Origin of the sequence: Collimonas sp. (assembly GCF_035566375.1) — a bacterium.
Taxonomy (GTDB): domain Bacteria; phylum Pseudomonadota; class Gammaproteobacteria; order Burkholderiales; family Burkholderiaceae_D; genus Collimonas.
In genome coordinates this window covers 15,218-41,904 of sequence record NZ_DATMRK010000046.1, presented here as the reverse complement: position 1 = coordinate 41,904, position 26,687 = coordinate 15,218, and the positions used below count along the sequence as shown (strand labels likewise).

24 protein-coding genes and 1 riboswitch are annotated in these 26,687 nt (G+C 56.6%); of the genes, 10 read left to right on the top strand and 14 right to left on the bottom strand.

The window, feature by feature from the left end:
* Positions 1 to 125: 125 nt before the first annotated feature.
* From VNZ60_RS14205 to VNZ60_RS14165, 9 genes are all read right to left on the bottom strand, one after another.
* Positions 126 to 2,147: a TonB-dependent receptor gene (locus VNZ60_RS14205; RefSeq protein ID WP_325660183.1), complete on the bottom strand. Its 2,022-nt coding sequence runs from the start codon at positions 2,145 to 2,147 to the stop codon at positions 126 to 128.
* A 238-nt stretch (positions 2,148 to 2,385) separates the two neighbouring features.
* Positions 2,386 to 2,769 carry a hypothetical protein gene (locus VNZ60_RS14200; RefSeq protein WP_325660181.1) on the bottom strand — a complete coding sequence of 128 codons (384 nt, stop codon included), beginning with the start codon at positions 2,767 to 2,769 and terminating at the stop codon, positions 2,386 to 2,388.
* A 133-nt stretch (positions 2,770 to 2,902) separates the two neighbouring features.
* Positions 2,903 to 3,796 (bottom strand): RNA polymerase-binding protein DksA, encoded by an 894-nt coding sequence (gene dksA / locus VNZ60_RS25260; protein WP_414648841.1) that lies wholly within the window; start codon positions 3,794 to 3,796, stop codon positions 2,903 to 2,905.
* Positions 3,797 to 3,878: 82 nt separating this feature from the next.
* Positions 3,879 to 4,940 carry a CobW family GTP-binding protein gene (locus VNZ60_RS14190; RefSeq protein ID WP_325660179.1) on the bottom strand — a complete coding sequence of 354 codons (1,062 nt, stop codon included), beginning with the start codon at positions 4,938 to 4,940 and terminating at the stop codon, positions 3,879 to 3,881.
* Positions 4,941 to 5,049: 109 nt separating this feature from the next.
* Positions 5,050 to 5,631, bottom strand: a complete 582-nt coding sequence (locus tag VNZ60_RS14185; protein ID WP_325660177.1) for a Fur family transcriptional regulator — start codon at positions 5,629 to 5,631, stop codon at positions 5,050 to 5,052.
* Positions 5,632 to 5,742: 111 nt separating this feature from the next.
* Positions 5,743 to 6,717 carry a tyrosine recombinase XerC gene (gene xerC / locus VNZ60_RS14180; RefSeq protein WP_325660175.1) on the bottom strand — a complete coding sequence of 325 codons (975 nt, stop codon included), beginning with the start codon at positions 6,715 to 6,717 and terminating at the stop codon, positions 5,743 to 5,745.
* A gap of 28 nt (positions 6,718 to 6,745) precedes the next feature.
* Positions 6,746 to 7,411 carry a DUF484 family protein gene (locus tag VNZ60_RS14175; protein WP_325660174.1) on the bottom strand — a complete coding sequence of 222 codons (666 nt, stop codon included), beginning with the start codon at positions 7,409 to 7,411 and terminating at the stop codon, positions 6,746 to 6,748.
* A 225-nt stretch (positions 7,412 to 7,636) separates the two neighbouring features.
* Positions 7,637 to 8,842 carry a porin gene (locus VNZ60_RS14170; RefSeq protein ID WP_325660173.1) on the bottom strand — a complete coding sequence of 402 codons (1,206 nt, stop codon included), beginning with the start codon at positions 8,840 to 8,842 and terminating at the stop codon, positions 7,637 to 7,639.
* A gap of 497 nt (positions 8,843 to 9,339) precedes the next feature.
* Positions 9,340 to 10,461, bottom strand: a complete 1,122-nt coding sequence (locus VNZ60_RS14165; protein WP_325660171.1) for a porin — start codon at positions 10,459 to 10,461, stop codon at positions 9,340 to 9,342.
* 347 nt (positions 10,462 to 10,808) lie between these two features.
* Here VNZ60_RS14165 and VNZ60_RS14160 point away from each other — a divergent pair, with 347 nt between their 5' ends.
* On the top strand, positions 10,809 to 12,428 hold the full coding sequence (locus VNZ60_RS14160) for a tetratricopeptide repeat protein (protein WP_325660169.1): 1,620 nt from the start codon (positions 10,809 to 10,811) through the stop codon (positions 12,426 to 12,428).
* On the opposite strand, the gene dapF is transcribed toward VNZ60_RS14160, so the two are convergent.
* From dapF to VNZ60_RS14145, 3 genes are read right to left on the bottom strand one after another with little or no spacing between them, the layout of a single operon-like run.
* Positions 12,425 to 13,288: a diaminopimelate epimerase gene (gene dapF, locus VNZ60_RS14155; RefSeq protein ID WP_325660167.1), complete on the bottom strand. Its 864-nt coding sequence runs from the start codon at positions 13,286 to 13,288 to the stop codon at positions 12,425 to 12,427. The two genes, VNZ60_RS14160 and dapF, sit on opposite strands and share 4 nt — an antisense overlap.
* A gap of 24 nt (positions 13,289 to 13,312) precedes the next feature.
* Positions 13,313 to 14,221, bottom strand: a complete 909-nt coding sequence (locus tag VNZ60_RS14150; RefSeq protein WP_325660166.1) for an LpxL/LpxP family acyltransferase — start codon at positions 14,219 to 14,221, stop codon at positions 13,313 to 13,315.
* Entirely contained in the window at positions 14,218 to 15,081 is an 864-nt protein-coding gene (locus VNZ60_RS14145) for a lysophospholipid acyltransferase family protein (RefSeq protein WP_325660164.1), read from the bottom strand. The genes VNZ60_RS14150 and VNZ60_RS14145 overlap by 4 nt, the downstream gene beginning before the upstream one ends.
* A gap of 350 nt (positions 15,082 to 15,431) precedes the next feature.
* Between VNZ60_RS14145 and metK the strand changes: the two genes are divergently transcribed.
* The 5 genes from metK to metF all read left to right on the top strand — a co-directional run bounded on the left by metK (position 15,432) and on the right by metF (position 20,748).
* Positions 15,432 to 16,592, top strand: coding sequence for a methionine adenosyltransferase (gene metK / locus VNZ60_RS14140; RefSeq protein WP_325660162.1), 1,161 nt, complete (start codon positions 15,432 to 15,434; stop codon positions 16,590 to 16,592).
* A gap of 181 nt (positions 16,593 to 16,773) precedes the next feature.
* Positions 16,774 to 17,841, top strand: a complete 1,068-nt coding sequence (locus VNZ60_RS14135; RefSeq protein WP_325660160.1) for an AI-2E family transporter — start codon at positions 16,774 to 16,776, stop codon at positions 17,839 to 17,841.
* Between the two features lie 88 nt (positions 17,842 to 17,929).
* Positions 17,930 to 18,004: riboswitch (S-adenosyl-L-homocysteine riboswitch) on the top strand.
* A gap of 26 nt (positions 18,005 to 18,030) precedes the next feature.
* On the top strand, positions 18,031 to 19,479 hold the full coding sequence (ahcY, locus tag VNZ60_RS14130) for an adenosylhomocysteinase (protein WP_325660158.1): 1,449 nt from the start codon (positions 18,031 to 18,033) through the stop codon (positions 19,477 to 19,479).
* Positions 19,480 to 19,548: 69 nt separating this feature from the next.
* Positions 19,549 to 19,893: a phage holin family protein gene (locus tag VNZ60_RS14125; RefSeq protein WP_041742591.1), complete on the top strand. Its 345-nt coding sequence runs from the start codon at positions 19,549 to 19,551 to the stop codon at positions 19,891 to 19,893.
* On the top strand, positions 19,894 to 20,748 hold the full coding sequence (metF, locus tag VNZ60_RS14120; protein WP_325660155.1) for a methylenetetrahydrofolate reductase [NAD(P)H]: 855 nt from the start codon (positions 19,894 to 19,896) through the stop codon (positions 20,746 to 20,748).
* 22 nt (positions 20,749 to 20,770) lie between these two features.
* Here the strand turns inward: metF and VNZ60_RS14115 are convergent, their stop codons facing one another.
* Positions 20,771 to 21,370 (bottom strand): 5-formyltetrahydrofolate cyclo-ligase, encoded by a 600-nt coding sequence (locus VNZ60_RS14115; protein WP_325660153.1) that lies wholly within the window; start codon positions 21,368 to 21,370, stop codon positions 20,771 to 20,773.
* Positions 21,371 to 21,402: 32 nt separating this feature from the next.
* Here VNZ60_RS14115 and VNZ60_RS14110 point away from each other — a divergent pair, with 32 nt between their 5' ends.
* Genes VNZ60_RS14110 through VNZ60_RS14095 form a run of 4 tightly spaced genes read left to right on the top strand, consistent with a single transcriptional unit; the run spans position 21,403 to position 26,090 of the window.
* A complete protein-coding gene (locus tag VNZ60_RS14110; RefSeq protein ID WP_325660151.1) occupies positions 21,403 to 23,379 on the top strand; it encodes a lytic transglycosylase domain-containing protein in 1,977 nt (658 codons plus the stop codon).
* 25 nt (positions 23,380 to 23,404) lie between these two features.
* The gene (locus VNZ60_RS14105; protein ID WP_325660149.1) at positions 23,405 to 24,100 is read left to right on the top strand and encodes a glutathione S-transferase family protein; all 696 of its coding nucleotides are present in this window, start codon (positions 23,405 to 23,407) and stop codon (positions 24,098 to 24,100) included.
* A gap of 18 nt (positions 24,101 to 24,118) precedes the next feature.
* Positions 24,119 to 25,345, top strand: coding sequence for a multifunctional CCA addition/repair protein (locus tag VNZ60_RS14100; RefSeq protein ID WP_325660147.1), 1,227 nt, complete (start codon positions 24,119 to 24,121; stop codon positions 25,343 to 25,345).
* 34 nt (positions 25,346 to 25,379) lie between these two features.
* On the top strand, positions 25,380 to 26,090 hold the full coding sequence (locus VNZ60_RS14095; RefSeq protein WP_325660145.1) for a GNAT family N-acetyltransferase: 711 nt from the start codon (positions 25,380 to 25,382) through the stop codon (positions 26,088 to 26,090).
* Between the two features lie 48 nt (positions 26,091 to 26,138).
* Here VNZ60_RS14095 and VNZ60_RS14090 read toward each other — a convergent pair whose 3' ends face one another.
* Entirely contained in the window at positions 26,139 to 26,657 is a 519-nt protein-coding gene (locus VNZ60_RS14090; protein ID WP_325660143.1) for an Lrp/AsnC family transcriptional regulator, read from the bottom strand.
* Between the last annotated feature and the right edge of the window lie 30 nt (positions 26,658 to 26,687).

Below are 26,687 nucleotides of genomic sequence, written 5' to 3'. Positions count from 1 at the left end.
TGAATTTCGCATTTCAGGTGGAAAGAACGATCACTCTCTAGGCCGATGCATGGGGCCAGGCGGGGGATTGCGCGGCAGGCCATGGCATGGATTATTGCCTTGCTTTGCAATCCCGGTTTTCTGTTTTAGAACTTGCTGCGTACCCCAAGAATCAAGCTGCGTCCTGGTTGTGGTGCGATGTCTTTCAACACGGAAGTCGCCAGACGGATATCCTGATTCAACAGATTTTTGGCCAAGGCAAACCAAGTGAGCCGAAGCGTCCCCAGCGTCTGGGTATACGAGAGATTGGCGTCGATTTTGGTGTATGCCGGCGTCACGCGGTTTTCAAAGGTCGCCAGCCGATCTTGTTGCTGTGCGCGCAGGACAGTGACGCCGCTACGCCATGCACCCTGTACATAACCGAGATCGACACCGTAACGGCTGGCCGGTTGCAATGGCAGGTTGCCCATCTGATCCAGCTTGCCGCGTGAGGCATCGGCAAAGCCGCGTATCGAAAAACCTTCGCCGCGCAGGTTGTAGCTTATTTCCGCTTCGGCGCCGCGGATGGTGGCGTCCGCCTGCGACCAGAAGCGTTCGGTGAACTCGCCGTCCAGCTCTGGCGCACCGCTGGCGTCAACCTGGCCGGCATTACGGCCAAACACATAATTGCTGACATGATTCTGGAACAGATTGGCTTTCCAGCGAATCAGCCCTGTAGTTTTTTGCAAGGTCAGTTCGATATTGCGCGAGGTTTCTTTTTTCAAGCTCGGATCGCCGATATCGAAAGTGGCGGTGGATTCGTGCGGGCCGTTGGAATACAGTTCTTCGGCAGCCGGTGCGCGTTGCGCGATTGAAACCGTGGGGCCGAAGCCGTATCCTGGCATGAAATTCCACAAAGCACCGACCGAATAGGATGCCAGGCTGAATTTGCGGTCAGCGAAACCGGACTCCGCATCGGGCCGGCGTTTGACCGATTCAAGACGCAAGCCGGCGCTAGTCAGCAGCGGACCAAAATTGCGTTCTTCCACCAGGAACGCCGCGATCGAAGTTGATTTGGTACGCGGTATGGTATTGGGCAGACCGCTCTCCGCAGCCAAGGCCGAGAAGCGCGTGTCTTCGGTTTGCATGCCGAAAGTGCCGTGCCAGCCGGCCAATGGTTTGTGCGCGAGTTCCCATCGGCTCTCGGTCGACTGGTTGGAGAAAATCGTGTTCGGTGTGCCGTTTTCCTGTTTCTCGGTGTGGGTGTAGTCGGTGTGGCCCAGCTTGAATGTGAATTTTTCGAAGCCTGCCAGCGGCTGGTCGACCTGGCCGGCGATGTCGTAACGGGTTTGATGCAGATCGATAAAGGACTTTTCTGCAGTGGGGATGCCATAGTGGTCGTCCAGGGTTGCCACCGAGGCGCCGACATAACCCCAGGAAGCCAGGTAGGAGGCGCCAGCGCCGACACCGGTTTCGTGGGTAAAGGAATTAGGCAGGCGGCCCGACGCTGAACCGGGATCGTTCTGGCTGGCATGGCCGGGGATCTTGTAATTTCCGGTATCGCGCCAGTTGCCGTCCAGATGCATGCCGATCGGTCCGGTGGCGCCGTCCAGGGTCAGAGAGGTGCTTCTGCCGTTATCGACGCTGCTATAGCGGGCCTCGGCTTCGCCACTGATCTCTTTTTGTAATTGGGTCGGGATGCGGTCATTGACGACGTTGACCAGGCCGCCGATTGCGCCGGAACCATACAACAGAGCGGCGGGGCCGCGCAGGATTTCAATTTGGCGGGCGGTAGCGGCTTCAGTGGCTACCGCATGATCGTTGGACAGGCTCGATACGTCGGCCACCGACATGCCGTTTTGCAGGATCTTGACGCGTGGACCTTCCATGCCGCGAATGATCGGGCGGGAAGCGCCGGCGCCGAAACCGGATGCCGATACGCCCAGTTCTTGCGACAAGGTGTCGCCCAGCGAGGCGCCGGTCTTGTTGCGCAATTCTTCACCGGACAAGACTTTGGTCGGCGTCAGGATCTGGGTATCGACATTGGCGTTGAGCGGACTGGCGTTGACCACGATGGGTGGCAAGGTTTTAGTTGCATCGATAGTGTCGCTCTGGGCGGATGCAGTAGACGACAGAACGGACAGCGCGGATAGAACCGCACTGGATAACAGCGTACGTTGGGCAGACATGATGATTCCTAGACAGGTGATGGCCGTCGCTTTTCATATCGATGCGGAAGCTGTACGCGACAGCGCCAGGCCAAAGCCTGCAGCTCCAGGCGACATCAGTCGTCGGCAGCAAGGCATGGCCAGAGCGCGATCGGGCACGGATTATCCGGACGACGGCCATATCGGCGATAGGGCGACGGCAATAAATAATTCGATGCGTTTGATGCTTCGGGATGAGCGAAACGAGTGAAGCGTCCTGTCAGGAACGGGGCGGTGCGCGTGGTGAAAAATGGCAGGTAAACGGCGCATCCCAAGAGGCGAATGCCTGCCACAAGGCCAGCAGGTGTTTGCCGGGTAGTGGCGGTAGCGCTAGAGGCGTCGAGTAAATCGCCGCTGCCAGGGTGGCGTCATCGAAGGCTGCGCAAGAGTGATGTGCTTTGCCGCCGCCTTCGATGGTGCGTTCAATCACCGACGTCATGTGCGTCAGGCGGGTCGACGGCTTGTTTTCCCAGGCTGCGTGGACGATGCTATGCGTCAGCCCCAGCCATTGGGCGAACAGGATCGCACATATCAGCACGAACACCAGCAGCGGCGCCAGGGCGGTGTGCTGGAGGCGTCTTGAGCGGCATGCTTGGGCTGACATCAAGGAGTCTGGATAACGTAAAAGCGCGTGAAAGCGGCAGAGGAAGCGCTAGTGATCAGGCCGCAGACAAACTACGCAAGCCTGCTATGCTGCTCCGGCTTGCGTTTTCCCCAAGCCGGACCGCTATCGAGAATCAATCGCCGTAAAGCTTTTGTTTCAGTTCGCGACGTTGTTGTGCTTCCAGCGACAGGGTAGCCGTTGGCCGCGCCAGCAAACGTGGAATGCCGATAGGCTCGCCGGTTTCTTCGCACCAGCCATACTCGCCGGCGTCAATCGATGCGATCGACTGCTGTACTTTCTTCAGCAATTTGCGCTCACGATCGCGGGTCCGCAGTTCGAGCGCATGTTCTTCTTCGATGGTCGCACGGTCTGCAGGATCCGGCACCAGGACGGTTTCACGCAAATGTTCAGTGGTTTCTCCTGCATTCTTGAGCAGGTCGATTTCTAACTGCTGCAAACGCGCTTTGAAGAAAGCCAGTTGCGCCTCATTCATGTAGTCCTTTTCGCTCATCTTGAGGATTTGCTCTTCGGTCAACAGAATGGATTCAGAGGTTGGTTTGGTTGTTTTAGTAGCCACTTCGCTTGCTTTCGATACGACGTTTTTTTCAATTTTATCCGTTGATCCGGCACTTACGGGCTTGTTGCTGGTGCTGCCAGCACCGGATCTGGCCGTTGGGGAACTCAGTTTCTTTGTAACAGAACTACCGCTCGTTGTATTACGCGTTACCTCGTTGCGCGTTTCCTTGTCAGCTGCAGGATCGGATTTTGTAACAGATTTGGCAATCGCCGTTTTCTTGGCTAGCGATTTTACAACAGGTTTGGGACTGGGTTTGGCAACTTTAGGCACGGCCTTGTTTGCGGTTGCAGCAGGGGGCTCGGTCTTCCGCGGCGCCTTGGCGGAGAGTTTTGCCGATTTTTCAGCTATTTTTTCACTGGCGGGAGCACTAGCCTGCCGGGCTTTCGGCGTCATTTTGCCTAGCGAGGCCGCTGCCTTCTTGGCAACGGTCTTTTTAACGGTCAGGTTCATGGTCCTCTCCTTAAATCAGCAACCAAGCGACGATGCGATTGGCCCGCTATCCAGTGATTTCCCAGCGCAAAACTGCCATAGTTTATACCAAACATTGCTCCAAACCGCGAATAAAAATGTCTTTCGGCAGATTCTTGCCAATGAAGACCATTTTGCTGCCGCGTGTCTCATTCTCATCCCATTTACCGCCGACATCGCTGCCCATGATCTGGTGCACTCCTTGGAACACTACCTTGCGGTCGGCGCCATCCATCAACAATACGCCTTTGTAGCGCAACATGCGCGGTCCGTAGACTTGTACCAGGCCGCCGAGAAACTCGTCAAGGCGCGCGGTATCGAATGGCCTTTCACTTTTGAACACAAAAGCCGCGATTTCGTCGTCGTGATGCGGGCGATGATGGTCGTGATGATCGTGGTGGGCATGTCCTTCATGTTGATGGGATGGGTGGTCGCAATCGTCGCCGCTATGCTCGTGGGCATGTTCTTCGGTTGCCAAAAAATCAGGGTCGATTTCCAGCTTGGCGTTGAGATTGAAACCACGGATATCCAGGATTTCGTCTATCGGCGTGTGTTGCGGATCGAGAGTAATGACCGGTGCGCGCGGATTGATGCGTTTCAGACGGCTGGTCAAGACGGCCACTTCTTCTGTGCTGACCAGATCGGTTTTGGAGAGCAGCAACTTATCGGCAAAGCCTACCTGGCGTTGCGCTTCTTCTTGTTGATCGAGCTGCGCCATTGCATGTTTTGCATCGACTACGGTGACGATGGCGTCCAGCATGAAGTGCATCGCCACTTCATCGTCGACAAAGAAGGTTTGCGCTACCGGCCCTGGATTGGCCATGCCGGTGGTTTCGATAATCACCCGGTCAAAGTTTAGTTCGCCCGCGGTACGGCGGCGTGCCAGCGTGGTCAGCGCAACGATCAGGTCGCCGCGCACGGTGCAGCAGATGCAGCCGTTGTTCATCTCGACGATTTGCTCGGTGCTGTCCTGCACCAGGATTTCATTGTCGATATTTTCCTGGCCGAATTCATTTTCAATCACGGCGATTTTATGGCCATGCTGCTGTTGCAGGATGCGGTTCAGCAAAGTGGTTTTGCCGGCGCCGAGAAAGCCGGTCAGGATAGTGGTCGGAATAAGTGCCATGGTCAGATTCAGAAAAATAAAAAACGATAAAAAGCGGGATAGGATTCAGATCAGTCACGCTGCTGCAGGGCTGTTTCAACAATGCTGTTACACAACGCTGCTACACCAATCAATGGGAGCAATCGGCGCACCAGCCCTTGATGGTCAGTTCGATTTCATGACCCTGAAAACCCTTGCCTAGCGTGTCTTGCAAAGCTTGTTGCAACTGCTTGCGCAGCTTGGCCGGGGTGCTGCCGGCATGGTTGTCGCCGAGCGCCAGTATGCTATCCAGGAAACCGGCGTCGCCGCTGCCGTCCAGGCAAAACACCTTGGCGCAACGGGTGCATTTGAAATGTCCGTGTTGATGCTGATGCTGGGTCTGGTGCGCTGCGGCGCTGTGTTCGGTACCGGCGCTATAACGGAATACGCGGTCGTCGCCGGCAATCTTGTGCGCCAGGCCGGCGTCGGTCAGGCAATCGAGGGCGCGATACAAGGTCACCCGGTCCATCTCGACAAATTGATCCTGCATGTCCTGATGCGAAAAAGCGCAACGTGCTTCCAGCAGGGCCGCCAGGACTTTGATGCGGGCAGGCGTGATGCGCAGCGCGACTTCGCGCAACTGCGCCTCGGCCAGTGCCGCCGCATGTGGTTGGGAGTTGCCCTTGGCGGCTGCAGTGGCAGCGGTAGATTTGGATTTCGGGCCTGGATTCATAATGCGATGTGGGTAGGTGAGACGCCAATTATGCCTGAAATGCAATTCAGTTGCATATTTGATGTCGGATGTGGCTCAATCCCGGTAGTTAAAACGCTTGCTGCCTGCTGATCATTTATCTGAAATTTTTTTTGCGCGCGGGTGGGCGGCGTCATAGACCTGCGCCAGGCGCTGGAAATCAAGCGAGGTGTAGACCTGGGTGGCGGCAATCGATGCGTGCCCCAGCAGCTCCTGCACTGCGCGCAAATCGCCGGAACCCTGCAGCATGTGCGAGGCGAATGAATGGCGTAGCACATGGGGATGGACATTGCTGGCGATGCCGAGCGACTGCGCATGATGTTTCAAGCGCAATTGAACCACGCGCGGCGACACGCGGGTGCCGCGTTCGGTCAAGAATAACGCCGCAGTATGCTGTTCCTGATCGCCTTTGAGCAGCGTTTCGCGTTGCGGCAGCCATGCCGCGATAGCTTGTATTGCCGGCTTGCCTACCGGTACGCTGCGTTTTTTCCCGCCTTTGCCGGTGACTGTCACTTCCGCCGCATCCAGATCGATCCAACCGGCCGATTCGTAGTCAGCCAGCCGCTTGTAACGTAGGTCCAGCCCCACCAGTTCCGAGACCCGCAGCCCGCTGGAATACAGCAATTCAAACATCGCGTGATTGCATAGCGCCATGCTGGATCCGGCATCGGCCAGCGGGTTGGGGCTGGCAACCAGATGTATCGCGTCATCCGCCGCCATCGCTTTCGGCAGCGGTTTGGCGCGTTTTGGCGCTTTGACGCCTTCGACAGGGTTGCTGGCAAGTGTGGTCTGTTCCGCCAGCCATTCGAAAAATCCGCGCCAGGCTGACAACTTGCGCGCAATCGAACTCGGATTCAAGCCGCGGGAGTGCAATTGCGCGGCAAATTTACGAATGTGGAAGTGAGTGACGGCGGCGAATTCCCAATGCTCGCCCAGCGCTTGTGTCAGGGCCGCCAGTTCTTTCAGATCACGGGCGTAGTTGCTGATGGTATGCGTTGACAGCTGGCGCTGACCGGCCAGGCTATCCAGATAGCTGCTCAGGTAAGTTGAATTGGTATCGCCGCTCACGATGTCGAAGGATGAGGATGCACCAGGGCTACGCGAGCAAGCAAGCCAGTGCCGCGCTGGCCGTTTCGCCAATTTGCACCAGGAAGTCGGTCGCCATGTCGGCGCTGAAGCGTTGCGGATCGGGGGAGCCCAGCACTAGCAGGCCGAAGGTTGCCGAGGTGGCGCTAGTGCTGCGTAGCGGCAGCATGGCAACGGACTGGACGTCGTGTTCAAGCCAGGCGGCAGCTTCGAAATCATTATTGCTGCCGCAAAACGGCAGGCTCAAGCCATTGGCGAAAAGTTTGACATCCTCGGAAGCCGCTGCCGCAAACCAGGTGTGCGAATAATCCTCGGCCACACCCCACAAGCGCAAGGTAGCCTGAGGCACTGCAAAGCTGGTGCGCAGGCCATCGACCAGTGTGTGCGGCAAGTCAACGTCATTACGCGCCAACAGCAAGCTGCGAGTCCAGGTATGCAGTTTATGCGAGCTGGCGTCATTTTCCTGGGCATTGCGCATCATGTCGGCGAGTCGCAAATCCTGCAATTTGATTTTCTCGCGCAGCACCTCCATCTGCCGCTCCTGCAGCGACACAGCGCGGCCTAACAAGGGGCTGCTGAGGCGGATCTTTGCCAGCAGTTCGGCATGTTCTTCGAAAAAATGGGGGGAGTCGATCAGATATTGGGCGACAGTATCGGGATCAAGTTGGGAGCTCATGAGGTGTGTGGACAAGGTCGGTGATGAAGAGAAGAAAAAGAATGATCAAGAGTACACCGCTATCGCGCTGCGTGACAACCCGGCAGCACGAGAGAGTTCGGCACGGGGTTCAGCTCAATGAGCGCGGCACAATAAAAAAGGCCCACATGGCAAGCCATGTGGGCCTTTTACATCTCTAGTCAAGCAACCTGGCCCGCTTGCTGCTGCGGGTTCGGTTAGCTTAAATTAGAACTTGTGACGGATACCAACAGCAACTGCTGTTTGGTTTTGCTTGTCAGTGTTGCTGCCGATGCCGTCACCGAAGACGCCTGGATTGGCAGCATCTTTAGCGCGCAGGTTCGAAACGAATGCATACAGGTCAGTACGCTTCGACAGGAAGTAGTCAGTACCCAGGTTGATTTGGGTCAGCTTACCCTTAGGGGAGTTTGCATCAGCAAATGTCAGCTTGTTGTACTGAACGCTAGCTAACAGGTGCAGAGGAGCTGTAACTGAGTAGTTCACACCCAGTTCGAAGATGTCAGCTTTGCTGTTGTTGGTGCCGCCAATGCTGAAGGCGCCGATTGGTGTCAGACCCAGAGTAGTCGAGCTGACTGCCAGAGGTTGCTTAACGCGCGACCAGTTACCGTACAGACGTGCAGGACCAACTTGGTAGCTAGCACCCAAGCTGAAAGTCTTCAGAGCTGTATCGCCAGCAGCGCCATAGCTATTGTTGAATACTGGCGAGCTGTTATTCAGCAGGGAAGCATCGCTGGCATTGCTATTGCCGGCAGCCGAAACAGTGCCCAATTTCGATTGGTAGTAAGCTGCGAACAGACCCAGTGGGCCGTTTGCGTACTGACCGCCCAGACCGAACGATTGGCCGCTCGAAGTTTTGCCAGCTGCTTCGCCGAAGCCATAGATTGCGCTACCTGTGAAGCCAGCGAAATCTGGTGTGTTGTAACGGATCGAATTGTTGGTACGTGTACCTTCCAAACGGTCCAGGTTGTGACCGACGGAACCAGTTACGCCGCCGAAGTCTTGAACCGAAGTCCATTGGCTGACGTCGTCCAGGATGTCAGTCTGACGACCCAGCAGAACGGAACCGAAGTTGCCGCCCAGACCGACCACCGACTTACGACGGAACAGAGTTGTCGAGGACTTGCTGTCTTGACCGTTCAAAGCGCCAGTGTCATTGTTGAAACCAGCTTCCAATTGGAACAGAGCCTTCAGACCGCCGCCCAGATCTTCAACGCCTTTGAAACCCAGACGCGAACCTTGGATAACGCCGGAGTTAACGCTGAATTTGCTACCAGTAGTGCCGGCGCCAGCCGAAGCCTTGCTTGTGTACACGATACCAGTATCAACGATACCGTAGATGGTTACGGAGCTTTGAGCTTGTGCTGCACCTGCGATTGCGCCGAGTACGGCCAGTGCGATTAGTGATTTCTTCATTTGACGTCCTTTATTTAGAAAACTGTCTTAAGGATCCGTACATCTTGCCGGATGGATGAACATTAAGGTGTCTCGCTGGCTATGCTGGCGGTTTGGTTTCCTGTGACGCTATAAATTGGTCGAAATTGAGGAAGATTGTTAATTGTGTTGTATTTTTGTGACACGAGGCGGGGCGAGCCTGGCTCTGGCCTGGCTGTATGTTTCCGCATGACTTGGTGGGGTGCGCCGAAAACGCAGGATAGGTGTTATTTACTGTCTGGCATGCTAAAGATGCATGGCGCATCAGAGCAGGTAAAGAACGTATTTCCAGTTTGCTTAAAGTGAACTCTGGCGACAATATGCGCCAAAATCTTCTATTTCTAGATAATCTCGGGCTACGCACCGTTAGTTCCTCTTCTCAGTTGCGACGGTTAATACGCCGGACTGGGAAGAGGGGGGGGGGCAAGCAGCCCCCCATAACGCAATCGAATCTATCGTCAAATGACAATAAAGTTTGATTAGAACTTGTGGCGGATGCCAACTGCAACTGCTGTCTGATTGCTGTTACCGTTGCTACCCTGTACTGCTGGAGCTGTAATGTCGCCAACCAGCGCGCCATTGCGGCCCTTTGCGTAGGAAGCCAGGGTATACAGATCGGTACGCTTGGACAGGTAGTAGTCCAGGCCCAGGCTGAACTGGGTCACGGATGGCTTGGAGCCTTGCAGACCGTCGATCGATGTCTTGGTGTGTTGAACCGCCGCCAGCAAGTGCATCGGTGCTGTTACAGCATAGTCTGCGCCGAGTTCGAAAATATTTTGCTTGAGCACGTCAGGCACGTTGACGCGCGACCAGTTGCCATACAGGCGTGCTGGACCGGCTTGGTAGCTGGCGCCCAGGCTGAATGTCTTGTTGACAGTGGTGCCGTCAAGGTGGGCGGCTGTCAGCTGGGCTGGAGTCAGGCCAGTCAAGGCGGTGATGCCGGAAATCAGCGTGTCGCTAGGGTTGGAGCCAAATTTCGATTGATAGTAACCAGCGTACAGTCCCAATGGGCCGTTAGCGTAAGTGCCGCCAGCGCCGAAGGATTGGCCGGCAGTTGTGTGGCCGGCTTGTTCGCCGAAGCCGTAAATCACGCTACCAGTGAAACCGCTCAGATTCATGCTGTCATAGCGAATCGAATTTTGCGTGCGGATGCCTTCGAGGCGATCAAAAGCGTGCGGGCTGCCTACGAAATTACCGAAATCTTTAACGGATGTGTATGCATGGCCAGCGTCGTCCAGGATGTCGGATTGACGACCCAGCGTAACAGTACCGAAGTTGCCAGCCAGGCCAACCACCGATTTACGAGCAAAGCCGTTGCCATCTGACGCGCCGGTATCGTTCTTGAAGCCCGCTTCCAGTTGGAACAAAGCTTTCAGGCCGCCACCCAGATCTTCGGTGCCCTTGAAGCCGAGGCGGGAAGTATCGATGTTGCCCGAGTCGACGCCGAACTTGCTGCCGTTGCTGGCAGTGCCGGTGCGCACGTTGTGATTCGAGAAAGTGATGCCGGTATCTACGGTACCGTAGATAGTGACGGAGCTTTGAGCTTGTGCTGCGCTAGCGATTGTGCCGAGTGCGGCCAATGCGATGAGTGATTTTTTCATTTAACGTCCTTGATTTGAAAATCGGCTTGAGGATCTGAGCTTTTTGCCGGAGGCGCGAACATTAAATGGGCTTGGCATAAAAGAATTTTATTTTGTTTGTTGGGCAATTGTTATTTTGCAAAAAGCGATGTTGTTTGTGAAATGTGTTGTATTTCGACAACTGATTTTGTGTGCTTTCTGGCTTTTTTTAAAAAAAACTATTGATGGTAGATTCGCGATAGCTCGCAGCCGAGTGATTAATTTGAGTATTTGTGTGGTGTAAAAGACGCGTAGATTGTAAAAATCTGCCTAAAATAAAACAGAATCGATTTATCAAGCATAATTTAGGCTTTTGCAACGAAGGCTTTATGGCTAAACGTGAGGACCTAGCGATCATCCGTGCCGCTCGTGCAGGGCAGGCTGCGGCACAACTGGCTTTAGGCAGCCGCTATCTGTTTGGCGGCAATGGCTTGCCACAAAGCTTCTCGACCGCGCTGCATTGGCTGGGCCGGGCTGCGCAACAACAGGAGTCCGAAGCGTGGATGTTGATCGGCAGTCATATTCCATTGGAGGTAGCGCGTGCCGCTGCTGATCCCTTGGCCCTTTGCGTCTGGTACGAACGGGCTTTTGACGCCGGCTCGATGCAAGCGGGCCTGGTGCTGGCGCAACTGGTATTGACTGGCAACGGCCAGCTTGGCGGTGAGCAGGTATTGCCGGGATTGCGCAGCAAGGTGATCAAAGTATTGGAAGCCGCTGCGAATGCTGGCGTGGCCGAAGCTCAATGGCTGTTGGCGCAACATGCTGACAGTGTGCCCGCAATTGCGGTCAACCGGACGTCGACGCTGGCGCCTGTCAGCGATAACCAGGCCGAGAGCAAGATGGGGCAGGATGCCACCTTGAAGTGGACCGCGCGCGCCGCGGATGCCGGCGTGATGCAGGCGCAGCAATCGCTGGCGCAGCTGGCCTGGGAAAAATCCGACTGGCCGGTTTTCCTGGAAAGAGCGTTGCCGCTGGCCAGAGCGTTGTCGGAACAGTATGCCGATATCTTGGCGCAATTGAATGTGCCGTCGGAAACTCTGGCGCGCCAGCTTGGCGAAGAAAACCTGTCTTTGCTGTTGCGCAGCGCTCAGGTGTTGCAGACCAGCGCCAGCTTTGATGCCGGCGAGGTGCAACAGTTTCTCGAACTGGCCGCATATGGCGACGATAAGGCTGCGCAATTGGCGCTGGGCCTCTGGTATGCCCGCATGAATAGCGATGGCGAGCGGGTGCTGGTAGGAACCGGCTCGGCCAATTATAAAAAGGCAATTCGCTGGCTGACGCTGGCGGGCGAGGCTGGTTTGGCGGACGCCTGGTACGCCCTGTCGCGGATATATTTGAAGTCGGAATTTTCCCAGCGCAATCTGGTGGATATGCAGCGCCATTTGGAACATGCTGCCGAAATGGGGCACTCTGCGGCGCAACTGGAATGCGGACTAAGTGCCTGGCGCAATCGACGCGAAAAACTCACCAACGATGTCCGCGCCGTCTACTGGTTGCAAAAAGCGGCGGCACAGGGCAGCAGCGAGGCGGCAGATCTGCTGGCAAAGATTGCCGACAGCGCGCAGCCGGCAGCCTGGGCGGAAGCGGCAAAACAACAACTGACGCGCGAGCAAGTCAAGGCGCACCCGTTTCTTGCCGCGCGGATTGAGCTCGCGATCTTATTTGGCTTGAGCCGGCCAGAAGCTTTGTTGCTGGATTTGAATCAAGCCGATTGCGGCCATTGCCTGGTAATCGACATCCGAGCCCACTATGCGCGCAGCAAACGTCGTTTGATATTGATCCAGACCGGCGACGAGCGCCAGGCCTTGAGCCGGATTGCGCGCTTGTTTGAAGATGTGGATTGCGGGCCGAATGGACCGGAAGGCAACTATCGGCAGCGCCTGTATCGCTTCAAGGCGGCGACACCGGCCTCTGAGCTCGAAGCCGACGAAGCAACCATTGACAGCTAATCAGCCGTAGTCATTTCGATTTCACCCTCGAATACCGATACCGCCGGGCCGGTCATCATGACCGCTTGCTGATCGCCAGCCCATGCAATCGACAATTCACCGCCATGGGTTTGCACTGTGACCGGCGAATCCAGCAAGCCGCGCCGGATGCCGGCTACCACCGCCGCGCAAGCCCCTGTGCCGCAGGCCAGGGTTTCGCCGGCGCCGCGCTCAAATACACGCAGCTTAATGTGATGGCGATCGACCACTTGCATGAAGCCGGCGTTAACTCGCCGCGGAAAGCGTGGGTGATGCTCTATCAGCGGGCCGTCGATCAAGACCGGCGCTGCCTCGCTGTCTTCAACCACTTGCACCGCGTGCGGATTGCCCATCGACACCACTGAGATCCAGGTTTGTTTGCCCGGAATCTCCAGCGGCCAGAGTACATCCTCGCCCATCGCCTGGCCGCTCAGATTGCTGGCGTCAAACGGCACCGCAGCGGGCGCCAGGATCGGAGCACCCATATCGACCGTGATGCGGCCGTCGTCTTCCAGCTTCGGCTCAATTACGCCGGACATGGTTTCCACCCGAATCGTGCGCTTGCTGGTCAGACCCTTGTCGGTGACAAATTTGACGAATGCGCGGGCGCCATTGCCGCATTGCTCGACTTCGCCGCCGTCAGCGTTATAGATCCGATAACGGAAATCGACACCATCTGTGTCTGATTTTTCCACCACCAGCATTTGATCTGCGCCTACGCCAAAGCGGCGATCGCCCAGTAGCTGCCATTGCGCTGCAGTAAAGTCTATATGCTGGCTGATCGCATCAATCACGACGAAATCATTACCCGCACCGTGCATTTTTGTGAATTTGAGTTTCATACGCGCATTATGATGGAAACGACGCTAGTGCGCAGCAGTGTCAGTCTGCTCCGGCGTGGATGAGGAATAGACATCGGCCTGTCCCGGCGGCCGCGTCTTGAAGCGTTTGTGGGCCCAGAAATATTCGGCCGGCGCTTCCAGGATACGGGCTTCGATAAATGCGTTCATGCGGCGGGTTGCCTCGGCAATATCGTCTCCGGGGTAATTTTCCCAGGCGGGGTAAAAGGTCACTTTCCAACCTTTGTAGCCAGGCAAGAAAGTCGCGATCATTGGCACCACATTGGCTTTGGTGGCGGCGGCGATCCGTGCAGTGGCGGTAAGGGTTGCCGTCGGGATCCCAAAAAACGGCACAAACTCGGCGTCCTTCATGCCGAAATCCATATCCGGCAGCATGATGAAGGGAAAACCTTCGCGCATCGCCCGGATGATCGGCTTGACGCCTTGCTCACGGTTAAACAGCTTGACCGGACGGAAGCGCGAACGCCCCTTCAGCAGCGCTGCATCGATTACCGCATCTTGCTGGCGCGTATAAATAGTGCAGATCGATAGCGCGGAATTCAACACCAGCGCGATGCCGGGAATTTCCAGGCAGACGAAATGCGGGCAAAGCAGAATAGTCGGACCGGCTTGCAAGGTGCTGAGCGGCAGATCCGATTCAATCTTGATCAGGCGGCGCAAGCGGTTTTCAGAGGCCCACCACAGCACGCTACGTTCCAGCACGCTGCGCGAGTATGCCTGGAAGTGGCGGCGCGCCAACGCCACGCGCTCAGTTTCCGGCATGTCTGGAAAACACAGCCGTAGATTGGTCAGCGTAATATGCCGCCGCGGTTTCATGATGATGAACAGTAACGAGCCCAGGGCTTCGCCAACCGGGCCCAGGATCCACAGCGGTAAAAAATGCGCCAGCCACAATAGTCCGAGCAAGGCTCTCATGCCTGCGGCCCCTGTGCGGCAGGGGGCGCGGGCGCCGCCACTCCAGGCGGCGTCTTGTAGCGGTTATAACTCCAGATATATTGCGCCGGGCAACGTGCGATCAGTCTCTCCATGGCCTGGTTGATGGCCAGCGTGCGTTGTTCGGGGCTGTGGCCCGGTGTTTCTTCGAATGGCACAAAGCGGATCACATAACCGCGGCCGAACGGCAACCGTTCGGCATAAGACAGGATAATCGGCGCGCCGCTCATTTGCTGCAGCTTGGCCGGCAAGGTCATGGTGTAGGCTGGACGTCCGAAAAAGTCGGCCCAGATTCCTTCGCCGTTCTGTGGCACCTGATCCGGCAACAAGCCGATCGCCTGGCCCTTTTTGAGTGCCTTGAACAGAGTCCGCACACCCGCCAGATTGGCCGGCGCCAGCAACAGGTTATGACGGCTGCGTGCGCCCTCGATCAAAGGTTTGAGGGCTGCTTTGCGAGGTGGCCGATAGAGTGCGGTAAGCGCGGTCTTGGTGGCGATGGCCTGGGCAATGATTTCAAAGCAGCCCAGGTGCGGGGTCAGGAAGATCACGCCGGTTTTGGCATCCAGCGCTGCTTGCGCCAGTTCCCAGTTTTCGATGGTGGCGGTACCCAACACGCGTTGCGGCGCGGCGCACCAGATGAACGGCAGCTCAAACATGCTCTTGCCGGACTCGCTGATAGCTTGCGGCAAAGCCGCTGGATAACCGGCCCGGAACAGATTGTCTTTTAACTTGCTGCGATACGAAGCAGAGGCCAGGTACACCAGCCAGCCGCCCAGCGTCCCTATTGCGTGTAGGAAAAATAGAGGTAGTGTCGAGAGTAGGCGGAAGAGTGTTACAAGCATTGGCGGAGCTCAATAAGAGCCAAAAGAGGGTGGATTTTGCCGATTTTTTTCAAGAGGCGTAAAATAGCACAATAGTCTGAAAACCGAATGGCGTTGCAAAGCGTTTTTTAGGCCCCAGATAGATTGCTTACAAGAATCGCATTAATATATAGTAACTAGCTGCCGTTATAGTAACCAGCAGCGGTAACTAGCAGCGGTAACTAGCAGCCGTAATTAGAATTTAGAATTAGCATCATCCGCCGAGTTAATAGACAACTTGCGAGGCGGCATACAAATTTCGCTAAAGCGTCGCAGGCTCAACAGGTTTGACTGCGACATGGTCATCACTGTTATTTTTTTAGGAGCCTGCTATGGCGCATGAATACCTCTTCACTTCCGAATCCGTTTCCGAAGGTCATCCCGACAAAGTCTCGGATCAAATCTCTGACGCGATTCTCGATGCAATTCTTACCCAGGACCCGCAAGCCCGGGTTGCTGCCGAAACCCTGTGCAACACCGGCCTGGTAGTACTGGCTGGTGAAGTCACCACTTTTGCCAACGTCGATTACATCGCCGTTGCGCGTGAAACTATCAAGCGTATCGGCTACGACAATGCCGATTTTGGCATCGACTACAAGAGTTGCTCGGTACTGGTCGGCTACGACAAGCAATCACCGGATATCGCCCAAGGAGTGGATGAAGGCAAGGGCCTCGATCTCGATCAGGGCGCCGGTGACCAAGGTCTGATGTTCGGTTATGCCTGTGATGAAACGCCGGAATTGATGCCGGCCGCAATTTATTACGCCCACCGGATCGTCGAACGCCAGTCGCAATTGCGCAAGGACGGCCGCCTGCCTTGGCTGCGCCCGGACGCTAAATCGCAAGTCACGTTGAAATACGTCGATGGCGTGCCAGTGGCGATAGACACCGTGGTGTTGTCGACCCAGCATGCGCCGGACATGCAGCACAAGGCGATTGAAGAAGCGGTGATCGAAGAAATCATCAAGCCGGTAGTGCCGAAGGAGTGGCTGCAAAATACCCGTTACCTGGTCAACCCGACCGGCCGTTTTGTCATCGGCGGTCCGCAAGGCGATTGTGGCCTGACCGGGCGCAAGATCATTGTCGACACCTACGGCGGTGCTGCGCCCCACGGCGGCGGCGCATTCTCTGGAAAAGATCCATCCAAGGTCGACCGCTCGGCGGCTTACGCCGGCCGTTATGTGGCAAAGAATATCGTTGCGGCCGGCCTTGCCACTCGCTGCCAGATCCAGGTGTCGTACGCAATCGGCATTGCCAAACCGACCTCGGTGATGGTGACCACCTTTGGCACCGGCAAGATCAGCGACGAAAAACTGGCGCAACTGGTGCTGGAACATTTTGACTTGCGTCCTAAGGGCATTGTGCAAATGCTCGACTTGCTGCGTCCGATTTATCAAAAAACTGCGGCCTACGGCCATTTCGGCCGGGAAGAGCCGGAATTCACCTGGGAACGTACCGATAAAGCTGCTGCACTGAAAGCAGCTGCGCTGTAATTGCTGTCCGGGCATGGCGGGATTTGTTTTCCCGTCATGCCGCACCGAACACCGGCCACGCCAGAATCGCGCTTTGCACGATTGTAACGACTTGTTACACTGACCTCCTCAGTGACTACCTTGAAAGAAAGATCGGGCGGCAGCAATTAGTGTATTGCACCTGATCTAACCAAGTCCCCACATGGCCTCCGTCCAAAAAATTGCATCTGAATCACCGTCCGATCCGGCGAAACCGCGCCCGATAATCACGGCGTTGCCGCGCTTTCGCCTGGCGGCATGGCTGGTGGCGCTAGCGGCATTGTTTCTGGTGTTGGCCTTGCATATGCTGACAGCCTTGCTGGCCGGCTTGCTGGTGTATGAACTGGTCCGCACATTGACGCCATTTGTGCAGCGCCGGCTGACCAGCGAGCGCGCCCACCTGATTTCGGTAGTGTTCTTATCGGCCATCATTATCGGGCTGTTGACACTGGCTATTTTTGGACTGGTGGCGTTTTTTCACGGCGGTCCCGACCGCATGCAGGTGCTGCAATCGAAATTGATATTGGTGCTGGACCAAGCTCGCACCCAACTACCCGTCTGGATACAACAATACCTGCCAGACGATATCGACGATATCCGGCAAACCCTCAGCGACTGGCTGCAATCCCACAGCAGCGAAGTGCAACTGGCCGGCAAGGAAGCCGTACAGGTATTCGTACATGTACTGATCGGCATGGTGCTGGGCGCCATGATAGCGATGAATGCGGCGCATCCGATGCCTTTGTTGCAACCGCTGGCCAGCGAATTGCTAGGGCGGGCGCATTTGCTGGCGGACGCCTTTCATCGCGTGGTGTTCGCCCAGATCAAGATTTCCTTGCTGAATACGACATTGACAGCGATCTTTCTGTTGGTGGTGCTGCGGCTCGGCGGCGTCCATCTGCCATTGACCAAGACCATGATCATCGTCACTTTCCTGGCGGGTTTGCTGCCGGTGATCGGTAACCTGATTTCCAACACCCTGATCGTGTTGGTTGCCTTGTCGGTATCGGTCTATGTGGCATTGGCTGCATTAGTGTTTCTGGTGGTGATACACAAACTCGAGTATTTCCTCAATGCGCGGATAGTCGGATCGCAAATCAATGCGCGCAGCTGGGAGTTGCTGCTGGTGATGGTGCTGGCCGAAGCGGCATTCGGTTTGCCGGGGTTGGTGGCGGCGCCGATTTACTATGCTTATATCAAGAGCGAGTTGCATGAAATGGGCTGGGTCTGAGGGCTAGCCGGCCATTCGCCAACCCGGATAGCCGGAATATGTATTTCAGCTAGCTGAAAATTTGCTGTTTTGCTTTAAAATAGCGGCTCGTATCCAAGGAGCGTTGCGACAGACATGGTCTGCCAGGCTTGGTACAGTCATTTTGCAACTGCGCTCACGTTACTTTTTTTCTAACGAAAGGAGGGCGTGATGAACGCCGCAGTCATGAACGCATCTACACATTCCTCGACACATTCCACATCTTCAACCCAGGATTACGTGGTTGCCGATATCAGCTTGTCCGCATGGGGCGACAAGGAAATCAAGATCGCCGAAACCGAAATGCCGGGCCTGATGGCAATTCGTGAAGAGTTCGCCGCTGCACAACCGCTCAAGGGCGCACGTATCACTGGTTCGATCCACATGACGATCCAGACCGCGGTGCTGATCCAGACCCTGGAAGCATTGGGCGCCAAGGTACGCTGGGCGTCCTGCAATATCTATTCAACCCAGGATCACGCCGCCGCTGCGATTGCCGCAGCCGGCACGCCAGTGTTCGCCTTCAAGGGTGAATCGCTGGACGACTACTGGGAATTCACGCATCGCATTTTCGAATGGCCGGGCGAAGAGCAAGCCAACATGATCCTCGACGACGGCGGCGATGCAACGCTGTTGCTGCATCTCGGCACCCGCGCTGAAAAAGACGCTTCGGTCTTGAACAATCCAGGCTCAGAAGAAGAAATCTGCCTGTTCAATGCGATCAAGAAAAAGCTGGCGACTTCGCCTGACTGGTACTCGACCCGCCTGGCTCAGATCAAAGGCGTGACCGAAGAAACCACGACCGGCGTGCATCGCTTGTACCAGATGCATAAGGAAGGCAAGCTGGCTTTCCCTGCGATCAACGTCAATGACTCGGTCACCAAATCCAAGTTCGACAATCTGTACGGTTGCCGCGAATCGCTGGTGGATGGCATCAAGCGCGCCACCGACGTCATGATCGCCGGCAAGGTTGCCGTGATCGCCGGTTATGGCGATGTCGGCAAGGGTTCGGCGCAAGCCATGCGCGCCCTGTCGGCCCAAGTCTGGGTGACCGAAGTCGATCCGATCTGCGCCTTGCAGGCAGCAATGGAAGGTTATCGCGTAGTGACCATGGAATACGCCGCCGAACATGGCGACATCTTCGTCACCTGCACCGGCAACTACCATGTGATCACCCACGCCCACATGCAAAAGATGAAAGACCAGGCGATCGTTTGCAACATTGGTCACTTCGATAATGAAATCGAAGTCGCCGCGTTGAAGCAATACACCTGGGAAAACATCAAGCCGCAAGTCGACCACATCATTTTCCCGGACGGCAAGCGCATCATCTTGCTGGCTGAGGGCCGCCTGGTGAACCTGGGTTGCGGTACCGGCCACCCGTCGTATGTGATGAGCTCGTCGTTCGCTAACCAGACCATCGCTCAGATCGAATTGTTCGCGAACACCAAAGCCTATCCGGTTGGCGTATACACCTTGCCAAAACACCTGGACGAAAAAGTCGCGCGCCTGCAGTTGAAAAAACTGAATGCGCAACTGTCTGTATTGACTGAGGAGCAAGCCGCCTATATCGGCGTCAAGCAAACCGGTCCTTACAAACCGGAACACTACCGCTACTAACAGCGAAGCTACGCAGCGGCATGCAAGTGTGCCGCTGCACCGGCCTCGCAAAATAAAAAGGAAGACACGATGCGTTTACTGATTACCTGGCTGATCAATACCCTGGCCTTGCTGGCGGTGCCGTATTTGATGCATTCAGTGCAGTTTGCCAGTTTCGGTGCGGCGCTGATCGCGGCGCTGGTGCTGGGTTTCGTCAATACCTTGATCCGCCCCATCCTGCTGTTGCTGACCTTGCCGGCGACTTTGCTGACGCTGGGTTTGTTCATCTTCATCATCAACGGCTTGATGTTCTGGCTGGTGTCGCATCTGGTGAGCGGATTTTACGTGGCCAGTTTCTGGTCGGCGGTTGGCGGCGCTATCTTGTACAGCATTGTTTCGTGGGCGCTTTCCACTTTGCTATTGAAGAAGAATTAGATGGTACAGAAAAACGCACAAAAGAATTTCAGCATTGAGTTCTTCCCGCCGAAGACACCGGAAGGGGCGGAGAAATTACGGGTGACGCGCGCCAAGCTGGCTGAGCTGCATCCCCGCTATTTTTCGGTCACCTTCGGCGCCGGCGGTTCGACCCAGAAGGGCACGCTGGACACCGTACTCGACATCCGTAGCGAAGGCCACGAGGCGGCGCCGCATCTGTCTTGCCTGGGTAGTTCGCGCGAAGCGCTGCGCACCATCCTGACGCAATACAAGGATCACGGCATCAAGCGCCTGGTGGCGTTGCGCGGCGATTTGCCTAGCGGTTACGGAGCGATGGATATTTCTTCCGGCGAGTTTCGTTATGCTAACGAACTGGTGGAATTCATTCGCGCCGAAACCGGCGACTGGTTTCATATCGAAGTCGCGGCCTATCCTGAAATGCATCCGCAAGCGAAGTCGCCGCAGGACGACGTGCAGCGCTATGTCAACAAGGTGAAAGCGGGCGCCAGCGGCGCCATTACGCAATATTTCTACAACGCCGATGCGTATTTCCGGTTTGTCGAAGAAGCGCAAAAACTGGGGGCCACGATACCGGTGATTGCCGGCATCATGCCGATCACTAATTACTCGCAACTGATGCGGTTTTCAGACATGTGCGGCACTGAAATCCCGCGCTGGATCCGTCTCAAGCTTGCCAGCTACGGTGACGACACGGATTCGATCCGGGCTTTCGGTCTGGATGTCGTGACCCAACTTTGCGAACGGTTGCTGGCAGGCGGTGCGCCCGGTTTGCATTTTTATACGCTGAATCAATCGGCGGCGACTATCGCGATCTGGCAGCGGCTCAAGCTATAAATTAAGCTATAAATTCGTCAAGCTATAAATTCGCTGCCTCAGTGATGACGGCGTCCAGCGCGATATCGTGCGCTGCGCCGTCAAATTCCACCAGTGCGCAAGAATAGGCAATGCCGATTGCCTGCGGGTGTGGCAGCGGCGCCAGCGTCCGGTCATAAAATCCGCCGCCGTAACCCAGCCGTATCTTGTGCTGGTTGAAACCCACGCAGGGAATCAACAAGGCTTGCGGCGTGGTTGCCACATCGCTCGCAGGTATGGCTACTCCAAATCCGTCCTTGGCCATGGCCTCGCCCGGACTCCAGCGGACAAACCGCAAGGGACTGTCGCTGCCCACTACTACCGGCAACGCCAGTTGCATGCCGCGCGCCGCCAGCTCGGCATAGGCAGGGCGCAGGTCCGGTTCGCCGCGGATTGGCCAATACACGCCCAGCACACCGTCTGGATGCGTCTCCGCCCAGAGCGCGGCCCAGGCAATGACCCGCCGCCCAAGCTCGGCATCCCAATCCTGGCGCCGGGCCGGGCTGATCGATTGCCGGCTTGCCAGCAAGGCGCGCCGCAGCAGCGTTTTGTCCGGGCCGGGCGTTGCATCGCTGGCATCACATGCTATGCTAGACGTCATCATTCGCATCCGTAAAAATAAGGTTGGCTAGTTCTATGTTCAAAAAAAAATGGCTTGCTGTTATCGCCGTCGCAGTCGCTTCCTCTGCCGTAATAAGCAGCGCAGCTTACGCCCAAAAACGCTCCGCAAATAACGCCGCAGCGGCCAGCTATACCAGTCAGGACGACGCCTTCCTGGCCTTGCGCGACGCCGCCCGCGCAAACAATGCAGATAAGACGGAGCTGTTGGCTTCTACTTTAAGTGATTATGACATTCCTTCGTATGTCGATTATTACCGCCTGAAGCCCTTGATCAAAGACCTGGTCGCTCCGCAATCCGAGATTCGTGACTACCTGGCGCGCTACGATGGCAGCGCGATTGCTGACCGCCTGCGCAACGACTGGCTGTTGGAGTTGGGCAAGGCGGGCGATTGGACCACCTTCGATGAGCAATATCCGAAATTCGTACTCGACGATGACACCCAGTTGAAATGCTACGCCTTGACTTCGGCGGCGTTGAAAGGCACGAATGTCGCTGCCGAGGCGCGCGCCCTGCTGACTACGCCGAAGGATTACGGTCAGGGTTGTACCGGCCTGATTGGCACGCTGGCGCAGAATGACCAGTTCAGCGCGGACGACGTGTGGTTCCAGATCCGGCAAGCGGTAGAAGCCGGGTTTGCCGTCGTCGCACGCCGCATGACGCCGTATATCGACGCTGACGATTCACAGGTGGCGCAGGCCATCGACAAATCGGCACTGGTGCTTGCGCGCGGCCCTGGAGCCGGCCGCAGCGGCCACGAATTATTCATTCTCGCCTTAGGGCGGATTGCCAAGAACGATAGCGGACGGGCAGCAGCAGCGCTAAGTGCCTCATCCGATCAGTTGACTTCATCCGAACGCTCGCTGGCATGGGCGCAGATAGCATTGCAGTCCGCGCTCAAGCTGGAGCCGCAAGCCATCGATTATTGGCGGCAGGTAAAGGGCAATGTCCCATTGTCGATGGATGCTTATCAGTGGCGCGTCCGTTCTGCACTGCGCGGCGGCGACTGGAAACTGGTCCGAGCCGGAATCGAGGCGATGCCGGCAGCTTTACGTAGCGATCCTGCCTGGATTTACTGGCTGGCGCGGGCCGATAAGTCCGAGGGCAAAGTCGATCAGGCGCAGCAGCAATTCCAGTCGATTGCCGACCAGACCAATTTCTACGGCCAGCTGGCGCTGGAAGAATTGGGGCAGAAAATTATCGCCGTTTCCTCCGCCCAGGAATTCAGTCCGGCCGAAATTGCGCCGATGGCAAATAATCAAGGCTTCCGTCGCGCACTGCGGTTTTTCGACATGAATCTGCGTTTTGAAGGCGTGCGCGAATGGAACTGGGAATTGCGCAAGATGACTGACCGTCAATTGCTGACGGCGGCTGAATTCGCCCGCCAAAACAATGTTCTGGACCGGATGGTGAGCACTTCCGACCGCACCAAGGTCGAAGTCGATTTCAACCAACGCTTTCCGGCGCCTCACCGCGATGTCATGGCCACCAATACCCAAAACCTGGGGCTCGACATGGCATGGGTGTATGGCTTGATCCGGCAAGAATCGCGCTTTATCAGAAGTGCGCGCTCTAATGTCGGCGCCAGCGGCCTGATGCAGGTGATGCCGGCGACGGCGCGCTGGGTCGCGAAAAAAATCGGCCTGAGCGGTTTTACCAATGACCAGATATCTGATGTAAATACCAATATCCTGCTAGGGACGAATTATCTGAGCATGGTGTTAGCGGATCTGGATGGCTCGCAAGCGCTGGCCTCTGCCGCCTACAATGCCGGCCCCGGGCGGCCGCGAGCCTGGCGTTCGACTTTGCCTGGCACGGTCGAAGGCGCGGTTTTTGCGGAATCGATCCCGTTTAATGAAACCCGTGGTTATGTAAAGAATGTGCTGTCCAATGCGACCTATTACGCCGCCCTGTTCGACGGCAAGCCGCAATCCTTGAAAGCGCGGCTGGGCACCGTCGCGCCCAAAGGTTTTGTTGAATCGGCGTTGCCTTGAAATTGCAGTCGAATAGGTAAAACACATGCAAACCACAGAACTTGATCCCAGCCTTTCCGCCGCTTTGCAAAAAGCCGGAGCAGATGGCTTGATACTGGTGATCGCCAACAAGAATTATTCTTCATGGTCGATGCGGCCATGGGTGGCGATGACAGCATTCGGGATTCCGTTCAAAGAGCATAAGATCCTGCTGCGGCAAGCCGATACCGCGAACCAGATAGGGCGCTATTCAGCCAGCGGCCGGCTGCCGATTCTGATGGTGGGCGATACACCGATCTGGGATTCCCTGGCAATTTGCGAATACCTGGCAGAACAGTTTCCCGATCTGGGCATGTGGCCGCAAGATTCTCTGGCGCGCGCCACCGCCCGTTCAATCTGCGCCGAGATGCATTCCGGTTTCGCCGCTCTGCGCTCAGACATGCCGATGGATATCCGCGCGCACAAGCCGGGGCAGGGCCGCACCCCAGGTTCCCAGGCCGACATCGCCCGCGTGATTGAAATCTGGGAGACTTGCTTATCCGAGTTCGGCCATCATCAATTCTTGTTTGGCGCATTCTCGATTGCCGACGCCTATTTTGCGCCGGTGGTGATGCGTTTCCACAGTTACGGCGTATCGCTGGCGCCGGCCTTGCAAGCTTACGCCGAGCGGGTACAGGCGCATCCCGCCGTGGCACGCTGGATACGCGAAGCGTTGGCGGAAACCGAAGTGTTGCCAGACTAACCAGGTGCCATCACAGCTATGAAAGTTTTTGAGGTGGGCGGCGCGGTACGCGACGAGTTGCTTGGCTTACCGGTAAAAGACCGTGATTACGTGGTGGTCGGCGCTACACCGGAAGATATGCTGGCCAAGGGGTTTCGGCCGGTCGGCAAGGATTTCCCGGTGTTCCTGCATCCGCGCACGCATGAGGAATATGCGTTGGCGCGCACCGAGCGCAAGACCGCGCCAGGCTACAAGGGTTTTGTGTTTCATACCGATCCCGATGTCACGCTGGAGCAAGACCTGGTGCGCCGCGATTTGACCATCAACGCCATCGCACGCGCCGACGACGGCACTTTGGCCGATCCGTTTAACGGCCGGCAGGATTTGCAGGATCGGGTATTTCGTCATGTATCCGAGGCTTTCGCCGAAGACCCGGTGCGTATCTTGCGCGTCGCCAGATTTGCCGCGCGCTTTACCGACTTCACGGTAGCGCCGCAGACCAATGCGCTGATGCAGCGCATGGTCGCTGCCGGCGAAGTCGATGCGCTGGTGCCGGAACGGGTGTGGCAGGAGCTGGCGCGCGGCCTGATGGAAACCCAGCCGTCGCGCATGTTCGAGGTCTTGCGCGCCTGCGGTGCGCTGGTTCGCATCCTGCCGGAACTGGATGTCTTGTGGGGCATACCGCAACCGGAAAAATATCATCCGGAAATCGATACCGGCGTACACGTGATGATGGTGGTGGATACCGCTGCGCGCGAAAATTACGAATTACGGGTGCGCTTCGCGGCACTCGTCCATGATCTCGGCAAGGGCGTGACACCGGCCGCCGGCTGGCCTAGTCATCACGGTCACGAAGGGCTTGGCGTGAAGCTGGTGGAACAGGTTTGCCAGCGTCTCAAAGTACCGGGCGAGGCGCGTGACCTGGCCCTCATGACGGCGCGTGAACACGGCAATGTCGGTCGCGCATTCGAGCTGCGCGCAGACACCATCGTGAACTTGCTGGGGCGTTGCGATGCGTTTCGCAAACCGCATCGTTTTATCGATATGCTGCGCGCCACCGAATGCGATTATCGCGGCAGGACCGGGTACGCCGGACGACCCTTTCCGCAACTCGCCTATCTGCAGGCCGCGTTGAAGGCGGCGCGCTCGGTCAACGCCGGCGTGATTGCCGGCATGCTCCAACAACAACCACAACGGATACCTGAAGCCATCCATGTGGCTCGGGTCGAAATGGTTGAGCAGGTGGTGCAAGCACAACGGCCTTGATCCGAGGTAAGCTTATCCGAAAGGGAGAGCGAGGATGACTGCGACAGATGCCAAGGCAGGTTCCGTAAGCGAGGCGCCGGGGAAAACCGGCGGTACCAGCTCGGACAAAACCAAGGCGTCGCGGCCGACCATTTTCGTTAAGGAATTGTCACGCCGCGCCCGCAAGCGTCTGCTGCGCCATTTCCTGGCATTGAGTAGCGGCGATCGCCTGCTGCGCTTCGGTTCGGTGTTGTCGGACGATCTGCTTAGCCGTTATGTCGAAAATATCGATTTTTCACGCGATACGGTGTTTGGTGTCTACGACCGCAAATTGCGCTTGCTCGGGGTCGGTCATCTGGCGTTTGCGCCACGCGAAGCGCTGCCGTCAGTGAGCGCTTCCACCAGCAAGGAGCGGGTCGCCGAATTCGGTGTCTCGGTTGCTGCTTCTGCACGCGGCATGGGGGTCGGCAGCCGTTTGTTCGAACGGGCCGCGATACACTGCCGCAACGTCGATATCGATACCTTGTACGTGCATTGCCTGGCATCGAACAAGGTGATGATGCACATCGCCAAGAAAGCCGGCATGGCCATCCATCGCGATTACGGCGAAGCCGACGCCTATCTGAAATTACCGCCCGCCAATCCGGCCAGCGTGCTGCAAGAGGCCGTCCAGGAACAGGTGGCGACGCTTGACTATACCGTCAAGGCGAATCTGCGTGCAGCACTGAAATGGCTAAGCAGCCTGCCGGGCATTAAGCGTGATTAAATACGCGATTAAATTAAAGTAGCAGGAGCGGTCGCCGCAAATTGGCGCTTAGAGCAAGGGCAGCGCCGTCGTATCTTTAATCCGTTGCAGGGCAAAACTTGATTTGACATCCAGCACCGCCGGATGGCGCAGCAAGGTCTCCATCATGAAGCGCGAAAAATGCGCCATGTCTTCCACATGCACCCGTAACAGAAAATCCATTTCACCCGTCATCGCGTAACAGGCGACCACCTCTGGCCATTGTTCGACCGCCGCCGAGAAGGAGGCACGCGGCGACATGGCCTGGTGTTGTGCTGCCGCTTTGGTGCCGCTCAGGTATTGTGGATCGCTATGTTTTTCCAGGCGCACGTTGATGTAGGCCAGCAAGCCAAGACCGATTTTGTCCGGCTCCAGCAGCGCGACGTATTGCCGGATCACGCCGGCTTGCTCCAGTTGTTTGATACGGCGCAGGCATGGCGACGGTGACAGATTGACCCTTTCCGCCACTTCCTGGTTGCTCAGGCGGCCATCCTCCTGCAAGATCGCCAAAATTTTACGGTCTGTTGCATCCAATGCAATCGTTGGCATAAATGACCCTAAAGAGATTAATTTTTATAA

Excerpts from the sequence above, each read along its gene's own strand:
- VNZ60_RS14205 (WP_325660183.1), bottom strand. The coding sequence starts at position 2,147 with ATGTCTGCCCAACGTACGCTGTTATCCAGTGCGGTTCTATCCGCGCTG.
- VNZ60_RS14200 (WP_325660181.1), bottom strand. The coding sequence starts at position 2,769 with ATGTCAGCCCAAGCATGCCGCTCAAGACGCCTCCAGCACACCGCCCTG.
- dksA (WP_414648841.1), bottom strand. The coding sequence starts at position 3,796 with ATGAACCTGACCGTTAAAAAGACCGTTGCCAAGAAGGCAGCGGCCTCG.
- VNZ60_RS14190 (WP_325660179.1), bottom strand. The coding sequence starts at position 4,940 with ATGGCACTTATTCCGACCACTATCCTGACCGGCTTTCTCGGCGCCGGC.
- VNZ60_RS14185 (WP_325660177.1), bottom strand. The coding sequence starts at position 5,631 with ATGAATCCAGGCCCGAAATCCAAATCTACCGCTGCCACTGCAGCCGCC.
- VNZ60_RS14175 (WP_325660174.1), bottom strand. The coding sequence starts at position 7,411 with ATGAGCTCCCAACTTGATCCCGATACTGTCGCCCAATATCTGATCGAC.
- VNZ60_RS14170 (WP_325660173.1), bottom strand. The coding sequence starts at position 8,842 with ATGAAGAAATCACTAATCGCACTGGCCGTACTCGGCGCAATCGCAGGT.
- VNZ60_RS14165 (WP_325660171.1), bottom strand. The coding sequence starts at position 10,461 with ATGAAAAAATCACTCATCGCATTGGCCGCACTCGGCACAATCGCTAGC.
- VNZ60_RS14160 (WP_325660169.1), top strand. The coding sequence starts at position 10,809 with ATGGCTAAACGTGAGGACCTAGCGATCATCCGTGCCGCTCGTGCAGGG.
- dapF (WP_325660167.1), bottom strand. The coding sequence starts at position 13,288 with ATGAAACTCAAATTCACAAAAATGCACGGTGCGGGTAATGATTTCGTC.
- VNZ60_RS14150 (WP_325660166.1), bottom strand. The coding sequence starts at position 14,221 with ATGAGAGCCTTGCTCGGACTATTGTGGCTGGCGCATTTTTTACCGCTG.
- VNZ60_RS14145 (WP_325660164.1), bottom strand. The coding sequence starts at position 15,081 with ATGCTTGTAACACTCTTCCGCCTACTCTCGACACTACCTCTATTTTTC.
- metK (WP_325660162.1), top strand. The coding sequence starts at position 15,432 with ATGGCGCATGAATACCTCTTCACTTCCGAATCCGTTTCCGAAGGTCAT.
- VNZ60_RS14135 (WP_325660160.1), top strand. The coding sequence starts at position 16,774 with ATGGCCTCCGTCCAAAAAATTGCATCTGAATCACCGTCCGATCCGGCG.
- ahcY (WP_325660158.1), top strand. The coding sequence starts at position 18,031 with ATGAACGCCGCAGTCATGAACGCATCTACACATTCCTCGACACATTCC.
- VNZ60_RS14125 (WP_041742591.1), top strand. The coding sequence starts at position 19,549 with ATGCGTTTACTGATTACCTGGCTGATCAATACCCTGGCCTTGCTGGCG.
- metF (WP_325660155.1), top strand. The coding sequence starts at position 19,894 with ATGGTACAGAAAAACGCACAAAAGAATTTCAGCATTGAGTTCTTCCCG.
- VNZ60_RS14115 (WP_325660153.1), bottom strand. The coding sequence starts at position 21,370 with ATGATGACGTCTAGCATAGCATGTGATGCCAGCGATGCAACGCCCGGC.
- VNZ60_RS14110 (WP_325660151.1), top strand. The coding sequence starts at position 21,403 with ATGTTCAAAAAAAAATGGCTTGCTGTTATCGCCGTCGCAGTCGCTTCC.
- VNZ60_RS14105 (WP_325660149.1), top strand. The coding sequence starts at position 23,405 with ATGCAAACCACAGAACTTGATCCCAGCCTTTCCGCCGCTTTGCAAAAA.
- VNZ60_RS14100 (WP_325660147.1), top strand. The coding sequence starts at position 24,119 with ATGAAAGTTTTTGAGGTGGGCGGCGCGGTACGCGACGAGTTGCTTGGC.
- VNZ60_RS14095 (WP_325660145.1), top strand. The coding sequence starts at position 25,380 with ATGACTGCGACAGATGCCAAGGCAGGTTCCGTAAGCGAGGCGCCGGGG.
- VNZ60_RS14090 (WP_325660143.1), bottom strand. The coding sequence starts at position 26,657 with ATGCCAACGATTGCATTGGATGCAACAGACCGTAAAATTTTGGCGATC.